We start from the raw sequence: 18,760 nt of genomic DNA on the forward strand, positions 1-18,760 counted from the left end.
CGCGCTGTTTTTTAACCCAAAATACCAACAGATTATTTTCTTTTTAAAATCAAAATAAGACAATTCCGTTTTGGCTACATCTTTGTCCATTTTGGCAACTCCCGGCTTTTGTTGAATGCAGACCTTTGCTATGTAAAATGTAAACAACAACAAAAATGAAAACAATTTTTATAACAGGCGCCTCTACAGGATTGGGAAAATCAACGGCTAAATTATTTCAAAGCAGAGGATGGAACGTTATTGCAACCATGCGAAACCCTGAATCTGAAACAGAACTTACTGTATTAGAAAATGTAACCGTTCTTCCTTTGGATGTTACTAATACCGAACAGATCCAGTCCACCGTTACAAAAGCTATTGAAGGGCATGATATCGATGTGGTGTTCAATAATGCAGGATATGGTTTGATCGGGCCACTGGAAGCTTTAAAAGATGAGCAGATTGTAAAACAGCTGGATACTAATTTATTGGGAGTTATCCGTGTGACGCAGGCTTTTATTCCTTATTTCAGAGAAAAAGGAAAAGGAACATTCATTACAACGACTTCAATTGGAGGATTGATTGCGTTTCCGTTAAGTTCTACTTATCATGCTACGAAATGGGCACTGGAAGGCTGGAGCGAAAGTCTTGCATTTGAACTTAATACCTTTGGAATTGATGTTAAAACAGTTTCTCCGGGAGGTATTAAAACAGATTTCGTAAGCCGCTCATTGGATTCAGCATCAAGTCCTGCCTATGATGGAATGGTCAATACTTTATTTTCTAAAATGGAAGGGATGATGGATGCCGCTTCAGCACCGGAAGTGATTGCTGAGGTAGTATACGAAGCTGCTACCGACGGGAAAAATCAATTACGATATGTAGCGGGTGAAGATGCAAAAGCATTGTATGCCCAACGTTTGGAACTTGGTGACGAGGCATTCAGACAACAGTTTGGACAGCAGTTTATGTAATTTTTGAAAAGATCATAAAAAGTAAGCGGGCTGTTTTGCAGTCTGCTTACCTTTTTAATAAAATCCTTACCTTTATAATCATGGAAAAGAAAGAAAATACCCTGTTGAAAATTTCATCCATATCAGAACTGCACCAGTTGCTGCAGCTTCCCAAACCTCTTCATCCCTTGGTAAGCCTGGTGGATAATACAGAACTGACGGTTAATAAAGAACTCCTTAACCGGAATTTTATTTTGAATTTCTATAAAATTTCCTACAAGTTTTCTGAAAACGGTAAAATGGGCTACGGACAGGGATATTATGATTTCAATGAAGGAGGGATGATGTTTACAGCACCCAATCAGATTCTGTCTACCGATGAAGAAGCAGAGTACCATGGCTATACTTTATTAATGCATCCCGATTTTATCAGAAACTACCCTTTGGTGAAAAATATCAAGAAGTATGGATTCTTTTCCTATGATACCAATGAAGCTCTGCATTTGTCCGATAAAGAAAAAAAGATAGTTATCGGGCTCTTAAACAGCATCATGGAAGAATTGAATACTTCTATTGATGAGGTTAGCCAGGATGTTATTATTTCCTATATTGAAGTCCTGCTGAATTACAGCAATAGATTCTACAAACGCCAGTTTATCACCCGAAAAGCGGTAAGCAATGATCTGCTTTCTAAAATGGATTCTGTTTTGGAAAACTATTTTAATCAACAGGAAACATTAAATAACGGTCTTCCTACCGTAGAGTTTTTGGCATCGGCTCTTCATTTATCGCCTCATTATTTAAGCGATATGCTCCGGAATATAACAGGACAGAATGCACAGCAGCATATTCATGAGAAATTAATTGAAAAAGCAAAAGAATATCTCACCACCACCAATTTTTCCGTGGCAGAAGTTGCTTATCAATTGGGATTCGAGCATTCACAGTCTTTCAATAAATTATTTAAAAAGAAAACAAATACCACTCCGTTAAGCTATAAGCAGTCATTTAATTAATAAAAAAAAACTTTCTTTATGCTTTGAATACAAATAAAGTCGGAGAAATATATTTTGCAATACTATTTTTATATAGTTTATCGTTATATTTATCGAATTATTTTTAATTCACTGAAAAAGAATTGACAGATTATAACTTTTAAATGACAAGCAAAATCATCGGAGTGGGTAATTATATCCCATCAAAAACCATTACTAATTTATTTTTTGACGAACATCATTTTATTAATAAAAACGGAGAGTCATTAAAAGAAAGCAATGCAGTTATTGCGAATAAACTGAAAGATATTACAGGCATCGAGGAGAGAAGATATGCTTCCGATCAGCAGGTAACTTCCGATTTAGGTTTAATAGCGGCACAGGCGGCTATACAAGATTCAGGAATTGATCCTGAAACCCTGGATTATATCATATTTGCCCATAACTTTGGCGATGTCCGTGCAGGCACAGTGCAGTCGGATGCTGTTCCAAGTTTGGCTGCAAGAGTAAAACACCTTTTAAGGATCAAAAATAATTTTTGTGTAGCGTACGATGTATTGTTCGGATGTCCCGGATGGATAGAAGGAATGATACAGGCGAATGCATTTATCAGATCTGGTATTGCCAAGCGATGTTTGGTGATCGGTGCAGAAACCCTTTCCAGGGTAGTAGATATCCATGACAGAGACAGCATGATCTATGCAGATGGAGCAGGAGCTGCCATTGTGGAAATGAGCAATGATGGGAGTGGTATAAAATCCCATTTATCAGCTTCCTATACGCTGAATGAAAAAGATTATCTGTATTTCGGGAAATCATATAATAATGAAAAATGTCAGGACACGAAGTACATCAAAATGGATGGCAGGAAAATATACGAATTTGCACTTGTGAATGTTCCGGATGCCATGAAAAAATGTTTTGATGAAAGCGGATATACCATTGACCAGCTGAGTAAGATCATTATCCATCAGGCTAATGAGAAAATGGATGAAGCAATTGTAAAACGTTTTTACCAATTATATGATCTGCCAATGCCTGAAAATATTATGCCGATGGTGATCAGTAAATTAGGAAACAGCAGCGTAGCTACTATTCCGACACTTCTTAAAATGATCCTGGACGGAGAATTACCGGCTCATGAAATCAAAAAAGGAGATATTCTTTTATTCGCTTCCGTAGGAGCAGGAATGAATGTTAATTCATTTGTCTATCAATTCTAAGATCAGATTGAAATCTCTTTAATTACATGTAAACACATTTCTTAAAGAAATTAATAATATGTAACCTCTGTCAGATGCTGGCAGAGGTTTTTTATAATGCACCATTTTCTCAGCAATAGAAGCATTTTGTGAAATATTTGGATTGTTTTTTTTAAATATTTAATCCTTAATATTTTGTTAAGTTTCAATATTTCCCAATTCTTGTTTGGGATAATATAATAAAATCCTTATTTTTATAAGGATGAAATAATGCAGAAGTGTTTTAGAATTCTAGAATATTGATGTATTTTATTGTATACACAAATTTTAATATGATAAAAAATAGATGTGTCCTTTTCCTTTCACTCATCTTACTTTCATGCGGTGGAAAAAAAGAAAAGCCAAAAGAAAATGCTGTACAAAGCTATCAGGTTCTGACCCTGGTTCCCAGACAGGTTACTGTTTACAATGATTTTCCGGCCTCCGTACAAGGAGAAAATGTAGTAGAGATTAAACCTATGGTGTCTGGTTATCTCCAGGATATTTATGTGCCTGAAGGTGCTTCTGTAAAGAAAGGACAGCTATTATTCCGGATTAAAAATCCTCAGTACGAGCAGGATATCATTACGGCCAAAGGAGCCATAAAAATTGCAGAAGCCAACGTGAATACCGCACGGATGAACGTAGAAAAAGCAAGACCTTTGGTAGAACAGGAAATTGTGAGCAAATACCAGCTGAGTTCAGCCTTATATGCATTACAATCCCAGCAGGCCGCCTTATCACAGGCAAAGGCCACTCTTGCCAATGCACAAACCAATCAGGGATACACCTATATCAGAAGTCCGCAGAATGGAACGATCGGGCTTATTCCCTATAAAATAGGAGCTTTGGTAAGCAGTACAGCTACCGATCCGCTTACTACATTATCGAATACCACCAACGTATATGCTTATTTTTCTCTCAGTGAAAAGCAACTGCTGAGTTTTATGAATACTGTGAAAGGAACCACAACGCTTGAAAAATTAAATAATATGCCTCTGGTAACATTGGTATTGGCCGATGGAACAGTTTATCCCGAAAAAGGAAGATTGGAAACTGCCAGTGGAGGAATTAACAGCAGCACGGGGACGGCAACTTTCAAAGCAATATTTAATAATAAATTAGGACTCATTCAAAATGGGGCGAGTGCTACGATCAGGATCCCTGTCAATATGGATAATGCTTTACTGGCTCCGCAGACTGCCATTTATCAGTTGCAGGATAAATCATTTGTATATCAGGTGATGACCGGTAATAAAGTCATGAGCACGGCTGTGATGACTACTCCTACAGATGATGGGAATTTTGTGGTGATCAAAAGCGGAGTGAAAGCAGGTGATAAACTTGTGCTTAACGGGCTTAATATCAGTGATAGTACCGTCATCAAGCAGATACCGGCCAAAGCTGATTCTATCTACAGCACCATGAAAACCAACTCTAATTAATAGGTCATGCTAAAGCTATTTATAAGAAGACCTGTATTGAGTACCGTGATTTCCGTAATCATTGTTGTTCTTGGTATTTTAGGAGTAAGCAGTTTGCCGGTGGCCCAATATCCTGATATTGCACCGCCTACCATTCAAGTGTCCGCTTCGTATCCGGGGGCGAATACAACGACATTAATAAATAGTGTCGTATTTCCTCTTGAACAGCAGATCAATGGGGTAGAAGGAATGACTTATATGACTTCTTCCGCAAGCAATACAGGTTCTGCCAGTATCAGTGTTTATTTTGCAGTAGGAGTAGATCCTAACCAGGCTGCGGTGGATGTACAGAACAGGATAAGTACAGTACTTTCCAAGCTTCCACAGGCGGTAACCCAGGCTGGAGTAACCGTTAGAAAACAGCAGAGCAGTAACGTACTCATTGTAGGATTATACAGTGAACGTCCGCAATACGATCAAAAATTTTTACAGAACTATACTTCAATCAATTTAGTTCCCCAGCTGCAGAGAGCAAAAGGGGTTGGTGGTGCTAACGTATTTGGAGGCGCAATGACTTATGCCATGCGTATCTGGTTGCAACCCGATAAAATGGCTGCGTATGGATTAGTTCCTGCGGATGTCACAACCGCCCTGAATGCCCAAAACTTTAATGCGGCTCCGGGTAAGATTGGCGATAATATGGGACAGGCATTTCAATATGACCTTACGTATTCCGGTACCCTGGCTTCGCTTGATCAATTTCAAAACGTTATTATTAAATCAATAGGAAGCGGACAGTACCTTTATTTGAAAGATATTGCACGGATTGATTTAGGAACGCAGACTTACACCAGTGCCACAGCAATTAACGGGAAACCGGGGGTTGCTATTGCCATCAGTCAGACGCCGGGTTCTAATGCTCAGGAAGTGATTTTAGGAGCTCAGAAAGTAATGGCTGATGCTTCGAAAAATTTTCCGTCAGGAATTAAAATGATTGAGCTTGTTAATATCAATAACTTCCTTAGTGAAAGTATTACCAAAGTGCTTCATACCCTGGTAGAATGTTTTTTACTGGTATTCCTGGTGATTCTTATTTTCCTGCAGGATGTCCGGTCCACGATTATTCATGGGGTTTCGGTTCCTGTATCCATTATCGGGACGTTTTTCTTTTTATATTTATTCGGATACAGTCTTAACCTGCTTACTTTATTTGCACTGGTATTGGCCATCGGTATTGTGGTAGATGATGCGGTAGTGGTGGTAGAAGCGGTACACAGCAAACTGGAACATGGATATACTTCTCCCCGTAAAGCAGCCATTGACGCTATGGGAGAGATTGCCCCCGCTATTGTTTCTATTACCCTTGTAATGGCTTCCGTATTTCTTCCGGTAACTTTCTTAGGAGGTTCAGCAGGTGTGTTTTATAAGCAGTTTGGGATTACATTGGCGATAGCTATTATGATTTCCGCAGTGAATGCGCTTACTTTAAGTCCTGCTCTGGCGGCAATGTTTTTACGGCCTCCCAAACATGAAGAAGAAGGAAGTAAAAAAGGATTCTTTCAAAAGATAAAAAACGGATTCAATTCCAATTATGAAAAACTGATTAATAAATATACAGATTCTGTTGCCTTTCTGATCAGAAGAAAATGGCTCACAGCCATTATTGTATTACTTTTTGGCGGACTCTTTTATATTACCATTAAAAGTGTGGCTTCCAGCTTTGTTCCTTCAGAGGATATGGGGACGATTTTCGTTAATGTAACCCTTCCTCCTGCCTCCACGAAAGAAAGGGTACAGGCTATCAATCAACAGATCGATAAAATTGCCCATACCATTCCGCAAGTACAGGCAACAATGACTACATTGGGACAAAACCAGTTAGGAGGAAGTGGAAGTTCTTATGGGATGCTTATTTTAAGGCTTACCCCCTGGAGTCAGCGCCCTGGTGTTACCGATAAAGATGTCATCAAACAGCTTACGGAAAAAACAAAAAATATACAGGGAGCTTCCATTAATTTTATGCAGCAGCCTACGATCAGCGGCTTCGGAACGAGTGGAGGATTTACCTTTCAGATAGAGGACAGAGGTGGGCATTCCATCAGTGATTTTTATGCAGTCGCACAAAACTTTTTAGCAGCATTGAATAAAAGAGGTGAAATACAATATGCTGCAACAGCATTCAACCCTAATTTTCCACAGTATGAAGTCGATGTTAATATCGCTAAATGTGAAGATAACGGTATCCAGCCTTCAGATATCTTAAGTCTGATGAACGTTTATTATGGAAGTTCCTATGTGAGCAATTTTACCGAATTCGGACAGCAGTATCAGATTATTCTTCAGGCTGATCATCCTTACAGAGGAAATATAGAGCAGATGAATAACATTAAAATACGTACCGGAAGCGGAATAATGAGTCCCATTTCAGAGTATATTACGATGAAAAAGGTGTATGGACCTTCTTCGATATCACGTTTTAATATGTATAATGCGATTTCAGTAAACGGTTCACCCAATATCGGGTACAGTACGGGCCAGTCTATGGAAGCCATCAATGAGGTTGCTGCCAATGTTCTGCCTCCTGGCTACAGTTTTGAATACAGTGGGATAAGCAAGGAAGAGCAAAGTTCGGGATCTCAGGCCAGTATTATATTTTTATTAAGCCTTTGTTTTGTATATCTTTTGCTCAGTGCTTTATATGAAAGCTATATTCTTCCGCTTGCAGTAATTCTTTCGCTGCCTGTAGGACTGAGCGGTATATTTGTGTTTGCAAAATTATTTGGAATAGATAATAATATATATGTACAGATCTGCATGATCATGCTGATAGGATTACTCGCTAAGAATGCCATTTTGATGGTAGAATTTGCTTTAGAAAAAAGACATGAAGGGATGGATCTCCTTGAAAGCGCACTTGCCGGAGCCAAGATCAGAATCCGGCCTATTTTGATGACGTCACTGGCTTTTATTTTCGGTTTGATGCCTTTAATGTTTTCAACGGGTGTTGGGGCTAATGGGAATAAATCCATTGGTATCGGTTCCATCGGTGGAATGCTGTTCGGAACTTTACTCGGAATATTTGTAATCCCCGGACTCTACGTAATTTTTCAAGGATTACAGGAGAAGATCAAAGGAAATAAATATGACGAAAATGACGAGTTGATTGTAGATGAAAAAAAATAATAGTACAGTGGAACGTATGACACATTGGAGAAAACGATATCATTTTTTGGTACAGATTACAGCTTTTTCACTGGTACTGTACAGCTGTGATGTTACGAAGCCTTATGCAAACAAGCAGACTGTTCCTGATCATTTATATGGTGATGCAGCAGCGGATGCGAATGCTAATATGGCTGTACTTTCATGGAAAGAAATTTTTAAAGACCCCTTGCTGCAAGACCTTATTGCTGAAGGTATTGAAAATAATCTGGATCTAAAAACCGCAGCCGCCAATCTTAAAGCTGCAGAAGCCAATTTTGTGCAGAGCAAGCAGGCATTTTTACCTTCACTTTCAGGGAATGCCTCAGCAGGCGCCTACCATCCCTCTGATGCACAGGCTTCCAATACACAGGTGTATCAGTTATATGCACTTTCTTCTTGGCAGGCTGATATCTGGGGCAAACTAAGAAGTACAAAAAGATCCATGTACGCCAGTTATCTTGCGAGTGAAGCGTATCAACAGGCGGTGAAAACCCAGCTTGTTGCCAATATAGCGGTTACCTATTATCAGCTTTTAGCGTATGATGAGCAGCTGAATATTGTTCAGCAGTCTTTAGAAGTGTATTCAAAAGATACCGAAACAATGAAGATCCTGAAGAACAGCGATGTGGTTACAGGTGCTGCTGTAGTACAGAGTGCAGCGAATTATTATGCCGTAAAATCTACTGTTCCGGATATAAAGAATAATATCCGCCAGGCTGAAAATACAATGTCTTTGTTGCTGGGTAGAACTCCGGGACCCGTTAAAAGGGATTCTCTTTTTAATGAGCAGGTGTATAGTGAATTATCGACCGGGCTTCCTGTACAGCTTCTGGCCAACAGACCTGATGTAAAGCAGGCGGAACTGCAGCTGAGAAGCTATTTCGAGCAGGTAAATGTCGCTGAAACTTCTTTTTATCCGGCTCTTACCATAACAGGACAGGCTGGGTTATACGGTACGCAGCTAAAAAACTTTTTCAGTGCAGGAGCTTTTCTAGCTAATATTGTGGGTGGTTTAACACAGCCAATTTTTAATAATGGACTCAACAAACAAAAATTGAAAATAGCACAGGCTAATTACGAAGCCTCCGAATACAATTACAGTAAAGTATTGCTTACCGCAGGACAGGAAGTTTCCAATGCCCTTTATCAATACCAGATGGTAGATGAGAAAGCGCAGTCCCGCCAGGAACAGATTGCCAATCTTGAAAAAGCAGTGCATTTTACCAAGGAATTATTAAAATATACAAGCGACACCAACTATACCGATGTCCTCACTTCAGAACAAAGTCTTTTAAGCGCCAGACAGAGTGCAATTACCGATAAGCTTCAGCAGCTGCAGGCGGTAGTTAATTTGTATGCCGCTTTAGGCGGTGGCTGGAAATAAAAGTTTGAAATTTCCAATGTTCTTGAAGAATACTGTTATCAAAGAACATTGAATTTTCTATCATTAAATTTTTTAGGATCTGGATTTTTATACACATATCCTAAATCTGATTCTAAGTTTTTAGAGGAAATTATTCGTTGGGACTTTTTGTCAGCAGATGATGCGCCGGCCGGAATATTTTTTTGGTAATTGATGACTTCCTGCTTGGTTGGATGTTCCGGTGCAACAACATTGTAGGTTTTGGAGGTGATATTCATGTTGATCATCTTTTCAATGATGAGACAGATATCTTCATAATGAACATGATTCACCGCCTGATCAGGATCTGAAATGGTGTAATTACTGAATACTCTGTTGTCTCCCATAAGTCCGCCTAATCTTAAAATATTGATTTTCGGGTAATTGAACTTCATTAATTTTTCTATTGAAAGAAGGGTAGGTTCCAGATGCTCTTCAATGGTATAACTTTCATCCATAGATATATTCATCTGCGGATAAATACCAATAGAGCTCATCAGAAAAACAGGTTTTTTAAATTCACCGATAAACAGGCTGATATTTTCAAACCGGTTTTTTAACTGGTTAACGGGAGTTCTTTTAGAAAAAGGAACTGTAATGATCAAAGCATCCATTTCCTGGATTGTCTCATTGTTTTTAAGTTCCTCTGTAACCTCATCATCAGAAAACTGAATTGCGACGGAATCTAATCCCATCGCAATCAATTCTGATTTCTTTTCCTCAGAAGTAGTTGTTGTATAAAGCTTATATCCGGACTGCAAATGTTTTGAAATGCGTATTCCCAACCAGCCGCAGCCAATAATTCCTATTTTTTTCACAGTATTCTTTTAAATAAAATCAAGACTTAATTTATTGCTTTCCGAATAATTTTTAGACATTTTATCAGGAAATATGCTGTAGACATCAGCTTCAACGTCATTGCATATATTTTGAAGCAATTCTTCTGCCGAAATTTTTTCTATCTCCAGATCTGCCGACATTGCCGTATCTACATAGCCCGCATACACCCCAAATACTTTTATTCCATTCTGGTGAAATTCCTTTCTGATGCTTTGGGTAAACATATGGGCTGCCGCTTTAGAAGCACAATACGTAGCCAGACGGTCAATCAGGACCAGACTCCCAACGGATAATATATTGATCACTGCAGGATTTGGGTTGCTTTTCAAAATCTTATAAAAAGAATTGGTGAGCCTTACCACGCCTACATAATTAATTTGCATTTCAAATTGAGCACAGTCAGCGGATTTCTCACCCATAAAACCTGATTTCAATTCTACACCTGCATTATTGATCAGAACGGTAACATCCGGACAGGTATTGATGCAGTTTTCAATATCTATGGCATTGGTAACATCGAGTTTAACAGGAAATAGTTTTTCGGGCATTCCCTCAGCAATTTCCTTAAGTGCTTCCAGGTTCAGTCCTGTGATATAGATTTTCTTTGCTTTTCTCTGTATTAATTCCGCGATAAAAGCTCTGCCGATTCCTCCGTCTGCCCCTGTAAGAAAAACGACACTATTCTCTAATATACTCATAAGACAGTTGTATTTATAAAAAGATCAGATATCATCTGCTAATTCCCTCCAGAGATCCTGATTGTGCTCTTTTCGGTGCAAATATAAAAGGATTTATTGTTTCCCGGAGGGAATTATAGATTGATTTTTTAAGTATTATATGGCAAATTTATAGGTCGTATTTGTTTTGTTCTCTTCCTTATTCATATCGGATTCAAAATCAATGGTACAGGTAAGGTTCAATTCGTCTCTGATTCCTTCAAAGAAAGGAATTAATACAGGAAAATCGATGTAACTGTCGAGCTCCAGCTGACTTAAAACCCGTAAATAACGGTCCACCCCCGTAAGTTTTATGGATGTTTCATTAGGTGAAAAGGTGAGAATTTCAAAGGTATATTCCGGGCTTGCATTGTAAATAGCGGAAATAACCACTAAGGCCAGTGCAGTAGTATCAGCAGGGAAATCTTCCAGTTTTGATTTACACTGAATCGCCTTTAAACGGCCCAGATCATAAAAAACTTTTTCTGAAATTTTCTTGATCCCCTGAACACCGTATTCTTCCCCAATGTTTTTCAAGGCCAATCCGTAGAATGCCGAAGTCACATTGGATAAATCCAGCGTAAGTTCATTAACCCCTGCAGGGAAGAAATGATCTTTACATTTTGTTTCAATTTCCTGAGTAAGGTATACATCTTCTCTTCTTAGGACTTGTAAATCCTCTAATAATTTTGTTTTCATGAGTTATGATATTATAATGTTTTTAAGTAAGTTGGGTGATCAGAATCTCCGTTTCTACAATGCTTTTCTGTATATCTGAGATTAAAAATAAAATCCCGTTCCGGATATTTTCAGGTGTTGAATGTTGTGTTATAGATTTTGCTTCTTCGAGACAATGCAACCCGAAAATTCTTGAAATAATCTGTCCGTTGATGACTTTTCTTTCCTGAGTAGTATTGTTATTTAAGGAAGAAATGTCAAAATAAATATGTTCCATACCTTCTTTTGTTTTCTCAAAAGCTGATAAAAATTCTACTATATTGCCGCTGTTACTTTTTTTCATACAGAATTCTGTAATCTGCTGGCTCAGCAGATCATTGGTGCCGTCAAATATGGTATACACCCTGGAGTCGAGCACGGCGAATGCCGCATTATTGCTGGGAGAATGGTATCGATAGCCTTCACCGCCGCAGAGCTGCTGATAATTTAAAGCACTTTCGAGCATTTTATCGGTTGCCAAAACCTTCATACATTGGGCTTCAAAAAAATGATCCATCAAATCTGTTCTCAGATCAACTTTATTTTTCAGAAACAGGAAAAGAGCTTTTGTAATAGCACCGTTAGCTGCTATTTGTTTTAATTTATATTGTACATACCCTACATCCTGCAGGGTGCCGTTGCCCATTTTTCTCGTTTTGGTTTTTTCCTGAACTTCTTTGTGTATCCTTGCAATAAATCCACTTGCCATAGCAGGCATGGTAAGTCGGGAAGCACACAACATATCTGCAGCTCCCAACAATTGGTCTGCGGTGACATTCAGTCTTCTGTAATCAGGAACAAGAGCATTGATTTCATTACGTCCGTAATCGATCGATTTTAAGCCTAATGCATTGTATTCTTCTACATTCTTCCAACCTTCATGGCGTTGGATAATGAAATATCCAAACTCTTTTTCATTGGTTGTACTTTTTGCAGCTATCAGCCACCAATCGGCCGTAGAACTGAATGCCTGCCAATGTTTTTCACCTTTGATGAGATATCCGTTTCCTTTTTTTTCAAAAGTCGTTGTCATTTTGGCGAGGTTGGAGCCACAGTTTGGTTCGGTCAGGGCAAAACCGCCTATCAGCGGTTCTTTACTGAATTGCGGAAGAACTTCATTCTTTACATCATCTGAACCGTATTTTGTGATATTTCTGATAAAAAGTGCGGTAATAATCATTGTATACATTCCTAGAGGAAGGTTGTATGTGGAAATGATTTCAATAAGATCGCATAATTCCTGATGACTATTTCTTCCTCCGAATTCTTCAGGAATCATGGATAACATTATGCCTTTGGTGGTGAGGTGTTTCCAATCTTCTCTTGGAAAAGGGGAATGGGTAAAAGTGGCTGAATTATATTTTTCTTTAACAATAGACTCCAGCCCACTCAGGTAATTTTCTGTACTCAGTTCAGTAACACTTTCCGCAGTAAGTGTTGATTCCATAATATTCAGATTTGTTGGTTATTAATATTACGGCAAAGCTATAAAGCGGAAATAGGAAATCGGTTAACTAAAGTTAATGAGATTCTTTATTTTTTAATCTTCTCTTGATGCGGCTTAAAGATGGATTTTCCAGTCCCAGAAAGGAGGCAATGTGATACTGCGGGATTTTATTAGGAAGTTCAGGATGTTTTTTGATGTAGCCTACGTACCTTTCTTCGGGTTTCAATAATAGATTTTCGGTACGGTAAAGAAGTTTTTTAAATGCATTTTCTGCGATGATTCTGCCTATTTTTTCCCAGCCTTTAGATAGGGAATATAATTTCTCCAGGTCATTAATATGAATATACATAATAGTTGATTCCGTGAGGGATTGAGTATAATAGAGGCAGGGAGTTCTCGTGATTAAACTTCTAAATGCCGTTACAAATTCATTTTCAGAATATAAAAAGACATTATTTTCTTTCTGAAGCGTTTCATCAATATAATAGGTTCTGAAAACCCCGGAAATGACAAATCCCAGGTATTTGCAGATATTCCCATATTCATTAAAATATTCTCCTTTGTGAAATTCATATTTTTTCCAGTAGCTTGATGATAATGTAAGATCAGTTCTGCTGATATTCATTTCTTTTTCCAAATAATTGAAAAGAATTTCTGTTTCCATGTTTTGTTTATAAAATTACGAATTTTATGCTTGTACAAATGATAAAAAAACACCACTATAGATGATGGATATTATGGGATAAATGAGTTGTAAATGGAAGGGATACAGAGAATTCAATTGGAATAACAGGCTAACAAAAGAATCCGCTCTTTAGGAGCGGATTCAATAGATAAGACATCTCATTTTTTTAATTAGACAACAATAAAAAGCACAGCCGACAATGCTGTGCTTAAATTTTTATTTCAAATTTAATTGCAATTTCTGGTCTGAAAAAAGCAAAAAATGATTTCATTTCAGTTCTATTACATAGTAAATTTAGGAATTAATTTAATACGAAGGATGAATTAAATGTTAAAATTCACAAGTTATCCACATTTTTTTGTGGATAACTTGTTGGTTAATGTTGGTCAAGATAACTTAATATAAAATCATTAAGCGTTTTTCTCTCTTCAATACTGCCTTTATCATCCATTTTTCCATGATTAATTGGGGTATTTTGAATCACTATATGATATTTTTTCTGTTCTTCAGCAGTCGGTAAAACGCCTTCATCGGCAGGGTAGTCATTAGACCGTAATGTATAGACTTTCGGAATGGCAGTTCTTGGAAGATACATTCTGCGGTTATCCATCGTGATAATTTTATAAACCAGATTCGGATATTTGTTGGCAAAAAGTGCTGTCATATCACCACCGTTTGAATGTCCTATTAACGTCAGGTGTTTATAATCCAGATCAGGTCTTGTTTTTTTAAGTTCGTTTAAAACAAATAAAATATTTTCAGCGCCGCTTTCCCAGAAAGGCATTCTTACTACTTGCGGTTTTCCTTCTTTCGGAATTAACTGATCGGTAGGTAGCTCATGCTGTATGCTGACGGTAAAATATCCTTTTGAAGCCAGATTTTTTGTCAGATACGAATAGATCATATAATCGCCACCCTGATTAGCTCCATATCCATGACTGAAAATAACAATATGTTGAGATGGATTTTTTGTTACAGGAATATAAAAAGCCACCGGAATCTTGCGCTTTCTGCTTTGATCAAATAGAGTCAGAGTATCTACACGTACTTCATTACTTGCAGTTGTACTGATATTCTTTTTCAATGAGCAGCTGCACAAAGATAAAACAATGGGAAAAATGAATAGAGCGTTATATTTCATACTTTATTTCGGTTAACGGGCGGTTTAAATTGATTAAAAAGAGATTATTTTTCTTTCGAAGATAAAAAATTTTAGGTCTAAAAATGAAAGAGCTGTATTTTAAAATAAATGGCTATATTTGGCTCATTAATATCTCTTTATAAATACTATCCTATCATCAGGCACGTTTCTAACTGCCTGAAATCTTAAGGTTCACATGTTCTGAACCTAATTCAACTATTAAATAAACTGTAAAACCTAATTTGACAATATGTACACGAAGTACTCTTGTTCATTATTGGTAATACATTTTCACAAACAAAAGAGATCATTATGAAAACAAATACAATTGCCGTAATAGGCGGAACAGGAAAATCCGGACACTATCTTGTTCAACATCTTCTGGAAAAAGGACTTTCAATGAAACTATTACTGCGTACTCCTGAAAATTTCACCTTTGAAAATCCTTTAATTGAGGTGATCAAGGGAGATGCAAGAGATTTTGATGCGGTAAGCTGTCTTATTAAAGATTGCAGTGCAGTCATCAGTAAAATAGGACAACCCGTGGGAGAAAAATCAATATTCACAGATGCTACCAATAATGTTATCCGGGCGATGCATTTGCATGGAATCAAAAGATATATTGCCATTACAGGCTTGAATGTAGATACACCTTTTGATCATAAGAATGATAAGGTAAAAGCAGCCACAGACTGGATGTATCAGAATTATCCCAAAACAACGAAGGACAAACAGGATGAATATGAAATTCTTGTCAACAGTGATTTGGACTGGACGCTGGTAAGGCTTCCTTTGATTATCCCGACTTCTGAGCATTGTAAAACAGAAGTTAATCTAACAGATTGTGTAGGGGAAAAGATAAGTGCTGCAGACCTGTCAGTGTTTCTGGTTGCTCAGATTCTTGATGAAACCTATCTTAAAGCAAGTCCGTTTTTGTATAACATCTAAACCCTTGTTTTAAACGAGTAGATTTTAGGAATAAAAAAGAATAGAGAGTCAGTTTTGACTCTCTATTTATATTTAGCTTTCAAGCTTTTCTTTAATGTATTTCGCGGTATGCGATTTTTTATCTTTCGCCAGTTCTTCCGGTGTTCCTGCAAAAACAACTTCGCCGCCATATTTTCCAGCCTCGGGACCAATATCAATAATATGATCTGCCGATTTGATAATATCCGGCTGATGTTCTATAACAATTACGGAATGTCCAAGCTCAATTAAAGCCTGTAATGATTTCAATAATTTTTGAATATCATGGAAATGAAGTCCGGTTGAAGGTTCATCAAAGATAAATAAAGTCTTATCTGTAGTTACCCCTTTTACCAGGAATGAAGCAAGTTTCACTCGCTGTGCTTCTCCACCGGAAAGGGTAGAAGAGCTCTGTCCCAGCTGAAGGTATCCTAAACCAACTTCCTGTAAAGGTCTGAGTTTGGTTACAATTTTCTCCTCATTATTATCTTTAAAAAAGGCCAATGCTTCATCCACGGTCATATGAAGAATGTCGGAAATACTTTTTTCATCAAATTTCACTTCCAGGATTTCATTTTTGAAACGGGTTCCTTTGCATACCTCGCACTCCAGTTCAATATCAGCCATAAACTGCATTGAAACATTGATCACGCCTTCACCTTTACATTCATCACATCTTCCACCGTCAACGTTGAAAGAAAAATGTTTGGGTTTATATCCCATCATTTTAGACATCTTCTGCTTGGCAAAAAGATCTCTGATATCGTCATAGGCTTTAAGATAGGTAACAGGGTTTGAACGGGATGATTTTCCGATAGGATTCTGATCAATCAGTTCAATATGTTTGATGAGCTTTTTAGGAAATTCTACTGAATCATATTCCCCTTTTTTTCCGCCCATTCCCAGCTGAATCTGGATATCATTGGTAAGAATTTCTTTCATTAAAGTAGACTTTCCGCTTCCGGAAACCCCTGAAATAACGACAAGGCTTTCCAAAGGAACATCTACATCGATATTTTTAAGGTTATTTTGTCTTGCTCCTTTAATATGAATCCATTCTTTTGCTTTTCTGCGTTTGGCGGGAACTTCTATTTCCAGCCTTCCGGTAAGGTATTTTGAGGTCAGTGTATCAGCGTCCTTTAATTCCTTATAATCGCCGGCAAACACCAATTCACCACCAAGATAGCCAGCTTCCGGGCCAATGTCTATAATATAATCGGCGGCACGCATGACATCTTCATCATGCTCAACCACAATAACGGTATTTCCTAAATCCCGAAGGTTTTTTAAAACTCCGATCAGGTTTTCTGTATCTCTGGAATGCAGTCCGATGGAAGGTTCATCCAAAATATAAATAGATCCCACCAGAGAACTCCCCAAACTTGTGGCCAGATTAATTCTCTGGCTTTCTCCTCCGGAAAGGGTATTGGATGTTCTGTTTAATGTTAAATATCCCAATCCTACTTTTAATAAAAATTGGATACGGGTGGTAATTTCGTATAAAAGTCTTTTAGCAACTTCCTTATCGTGTTCTGATAACTTTAATCCTTCTATCATTGGGAAAAGCTCATCCAGAGGAAGTTCGATCATCGATTGAATGTTGTGTCCGTCTACTTTCACCCAGCTTGTTTCTTCCCGTAATCTCAATCCTTCACAGGTAGGGCATAGGGTTTTTCCTCTGTAGCGGGAAAGCATAACACGGTACTGAATCTTATAAAGATTTTCTTCAAGCATTTTGAAGAAATTATTGACAGAAGGGAAGCTTTCTTTACCGTCTCCTTTCCATAAAAAGTTTTTCTGCTCTTTGGTAAGCTGATGGTAAGGTTTATGGATAGGGAAGTCACCTGCTTTTTTGATGAATAATTTTTTCCATTCACTCATCGTTTCGCCTTTCCAGGAAGCAATCGCATCTTCAAAAATCGACAGTGCTTTGTTGGGAACCACAAGATCCTCATCAATACCGATTACTTTACCGTAGCCTTCGCAGGTAGGACAAGCCCCGTAAGGATTGTTAAAGCTGAAAAAATGAACGTTAGGCTCAAGGAATTCCATCCCGTCCAGTTCAAATTTATTCGAAAATTCTTTAACAACTCCTGTATCTGCATCTTTAAGTGAACAATACCCGTGACCTTCATAAAAGGCCATCTGAATAGAGTCTGCCAACCTTTGAAGAAAATTTTCATCTTCTTCGTAAGAAAAACGGTCGATCACCAGGTTGATGGTCATTCCTTTTTCAGGAGTGAATCCAAAGCTTTCCAAATCTTCGATTCCTGCAAGGTTTCCATTGATTTCAAGTCGGGTAAATCCGGCAAGTTTCAGAACGTTAAGTGCTTCATTAAAATTAGCAGCATCATATTCTAAAGGTGCCGTTAATATAAATGAAGTATTTTTTTTGGAAGATTTAATAAAATCCACGACATCAGAAACCGAATCTTTCTTCACCTCTTCTCCGGAAACGGGAGAAAAAGTTTTTCCAACTCTTGCAAATAAAAGCTTCATGTAGTCGTAAATCTCTGTTGATGTTCCGACCGTAGAACGGGGGTTTGAAGAAATTACTTTCTGCTGAATGGCAATGGAAGGTGCCAGACCTTTAATATCGTCAACTTTTGGTTTTTCAAGCTTACCTAAGAATTGACGTGCGTAAGAGCTTAAACTCTCAACATATCTTCTCTGTCCTTCTGCATAAATAGTGTCGAAGGCCAAAGAAGATTTTCCGCTTCCGGAAACTCCTGTAATCACGATCAATTTATTTTTCGGGATCAGGACATCGATATGCTTCAGGTTGTTCAGGTGTGCGTTTTTTACGAAAACCTGTTTTTTTATATCTATTTCTATTGTTTTAGCCATGTTTTATTTATTCATAAAAAGTATACACCACTTCAAGGCTTCTTATTTTTATCGTAAAATTAAGACCCACAAAATTACGAAATTTTAGTGAAAATTTTATCTTTAAAATAGGGATGTGTACAACATCTGATCCATTCTGAAATGCAGATGTATAAATGTAGAATTAATGAGGGCTGGGAAGGGAAGGAGGGTGATAAATATCT

At 37.7% G+C, this 18,760-nt stretch carries 14 protein-coding genes; 7 read left to right on the forward strand and 7 right to left on the reverse strand.

Annotation, left to right across the window (positions count from 1 at the left end; genetic code table 11):
• Positions 1-155: 155 nt before the first annotated feature.
• The 6 genes from IW15_RS19045 to IW15_RS19070 all read left to right on the forward strand — a co-directional run bounded on the left by IW15_RS19045 (position 156) and on the right by IW15_RS19070 (position 9,180).
• The gene (locus tag IW15_RS19045; protein ID WP_034714611.1) at positions 156-953 is read left to right on the forward strand and encodes an SDR family oxidoreductase; all 798 of its coding nucleotides are present in this window, start codon (positions 156-158) and stop codon (positions 951-953) included.
• Between the two features lie 80 nt (positions 954-1,033).
• Entirely contained in the window at positions 1,034-1,948 is a 915-nt protein-coding gene (locus IW15_RS19050) for a helix-turn-helix domain-containing protein (RefSeq protein WP_034714613.1), read from the forward strand.
• A 143-nt stretch (positions 1,949-2,091) separates the two neighbouring features.
• Complete coding sequence (locus IW15_RS19055; protein WP_034714614.1) at positions 2,092-3,150, forward strand: 3-oxoacyl-ACP synthase III family protein; 1,059 nt, start codon at positions 2,092-2,094, stop codon at positions 3,148-3,150.
• 311 nt (positions 3,151-3,461) lie between these two features.
• A complete protein-coding gene (locus IW15_RS19060) occupies positions 3,462-4,613 on the forward strand; it encodes an efflux RND transporter periplasmic adaptor subunit (protein WP_034714776.1) in 1,152 nt (383 codons plus the stop codon).
• Between the two features lie 6 nt (positions 4,614-4,619).
• Positions 4,620-7,775 carry an efflux RND transporter permease subunit gene (locus IW15_RS19065; protein WP_034714616.1) on the forward strand — a complete coding sequence of 1,052 codons (3,156 nt, stop codon included), beginning with the start codon at positions 4,620-4,622 and terminating at the stop codon, positions 7,773-7,775.
• Positions 7,776-7,791: 16 nt separating this feature from the next.
• Entirely contained in the window at positions 7,792-9,180 is a 1,389-nt protein-coding gene (locus IW15_RS19070; protein ID WP_034714778.1) for an efflux transporter outer membrane subunit, read from the forward strand.
• 38 nt (positions 9,181-9,218) lie between these two features.
• Here IW15_RS19070 and IW15_RS19075 read toward each other — a convergent pair whose 3' ends face one another.
• From IW15_RS19075 to IW15_RS19100, 6 genes are all read right to left on the reverse strand, one after another.
• Complete coding sequence (locus IW15_RS19075) at positions 9,219-10,016, reverse strand: Rossmann-fold NAD(P)-binding domain-containing protein (RefSeq protein ID WP_034714618.1); 798 nt, start codon at positions 10,014-10,016, stop codon at positions 9,219-9,221.
• 9 nt (positions 10,017-10,025) lie between these two features.
• On the reverse strand, positions 10,026-10,736 hold the full coding sequence (locus tag IW15_RS19080) for an SDR family NAD(P)-dependent oxidoreductase (protein WP_051882229.1): 711 nt from the start codon (positions 10,734-10,736) through the stop codon (positions 10,026-10,028).
• Between the two features lie 135 nt (positions 10,737-10,871).
• Positions 10,872-11,453, reverse strand: a complete 582-nt coding sequence (locus IW15_RS19085; RefSeq protein WP_051882231.1) for a hypothetical protein — start codon at positions 11,451-11,453, stop codon at positions 10,872-10,874.
• Positions 11,454-11,475: 22 nt separating this feature from the next.
• On the reverse strand, positions 11,476-12,918 hold the full coding sequence (locus IW15_RS19090; RefSeq protein ID WP_034714620.1) for an acyl-CoA dehydrogenase family protein: 1,443 nt from the start codon (positions 12,916-12,918) through the stop codon (positions 11,476-11,478).
• Positions 12,919-12,991: 73 nt separating this feature from the next.
• Positions 12,992-13,582 (reverse strand): Crp/Fnr family transcriptional regulator, encoded by a 591-nt coding sequence (locus IW15_RS19095; RefSeq protein ID WP_034714621.1) that lies wholly within the window; start codon positions 13,580-13,582, stop codon positions 12,992-12,994.
• A 397-nt stretch (positions 13,583-13,979) separates the two neighbouring features.
• Positions 13,980-14,744, reverse strand: coding sequence for an alpha/beta hydrolase family protein (locus tag IW15_RS19100; protein WP_034714624.1), 765 nt, complete (start codon positions 14,742-14,744; stop codon positions 13,980-13,982).
• A 312-nt stretch (positions 14,745-15,056) separates the two neighbouring features.
• Here IW15_RS19100 and IW15_RS19105 point away from each other — a divergent pair, with 312 nt between their 5' ends.
• On the forward strand, positions 15,057-15,692 hold the full coding sequence (locus IW15_RS19105) for an NAD(P)-dependent oxidoreductase (protein WP_034714626.1): 636 nt from the start codon (positions 15,057-15,059) through the stop codon (positions 15,690-15,692).
• Between the two features lie 72 nt (positions 15,693-15,764).
• On the opposite strand, the gene uvrA is transcribed toward IW15_RS19105, so the two are convergent.
• Positions 15,765-18,557 carry an excinuclease ABC subunit UvrA gene (gene uvrA, locus IW15_RS19110; RefSeq protein WP_034714628.1) on the reverse strand — a complete coding sequence of 931 codons (2,793 nt, stop codon included), beginning with the start codon at positions 18,555-18,557 and terminating at the stop codon, positions 15,765-15,767.
• Positions 18,558-18,760 lie beyond the last annotated feature (203 nt).

This window comes from Chryseobacterium soli (genome assembly GCF_000737705.1).
GTDB classification, from domain to species: Bacteria; Bacteroidota; Bacteroidia; order Flavobacteriales; family Weeksellaceae; genus Chryseobacterium; species Chryseobacterium soli.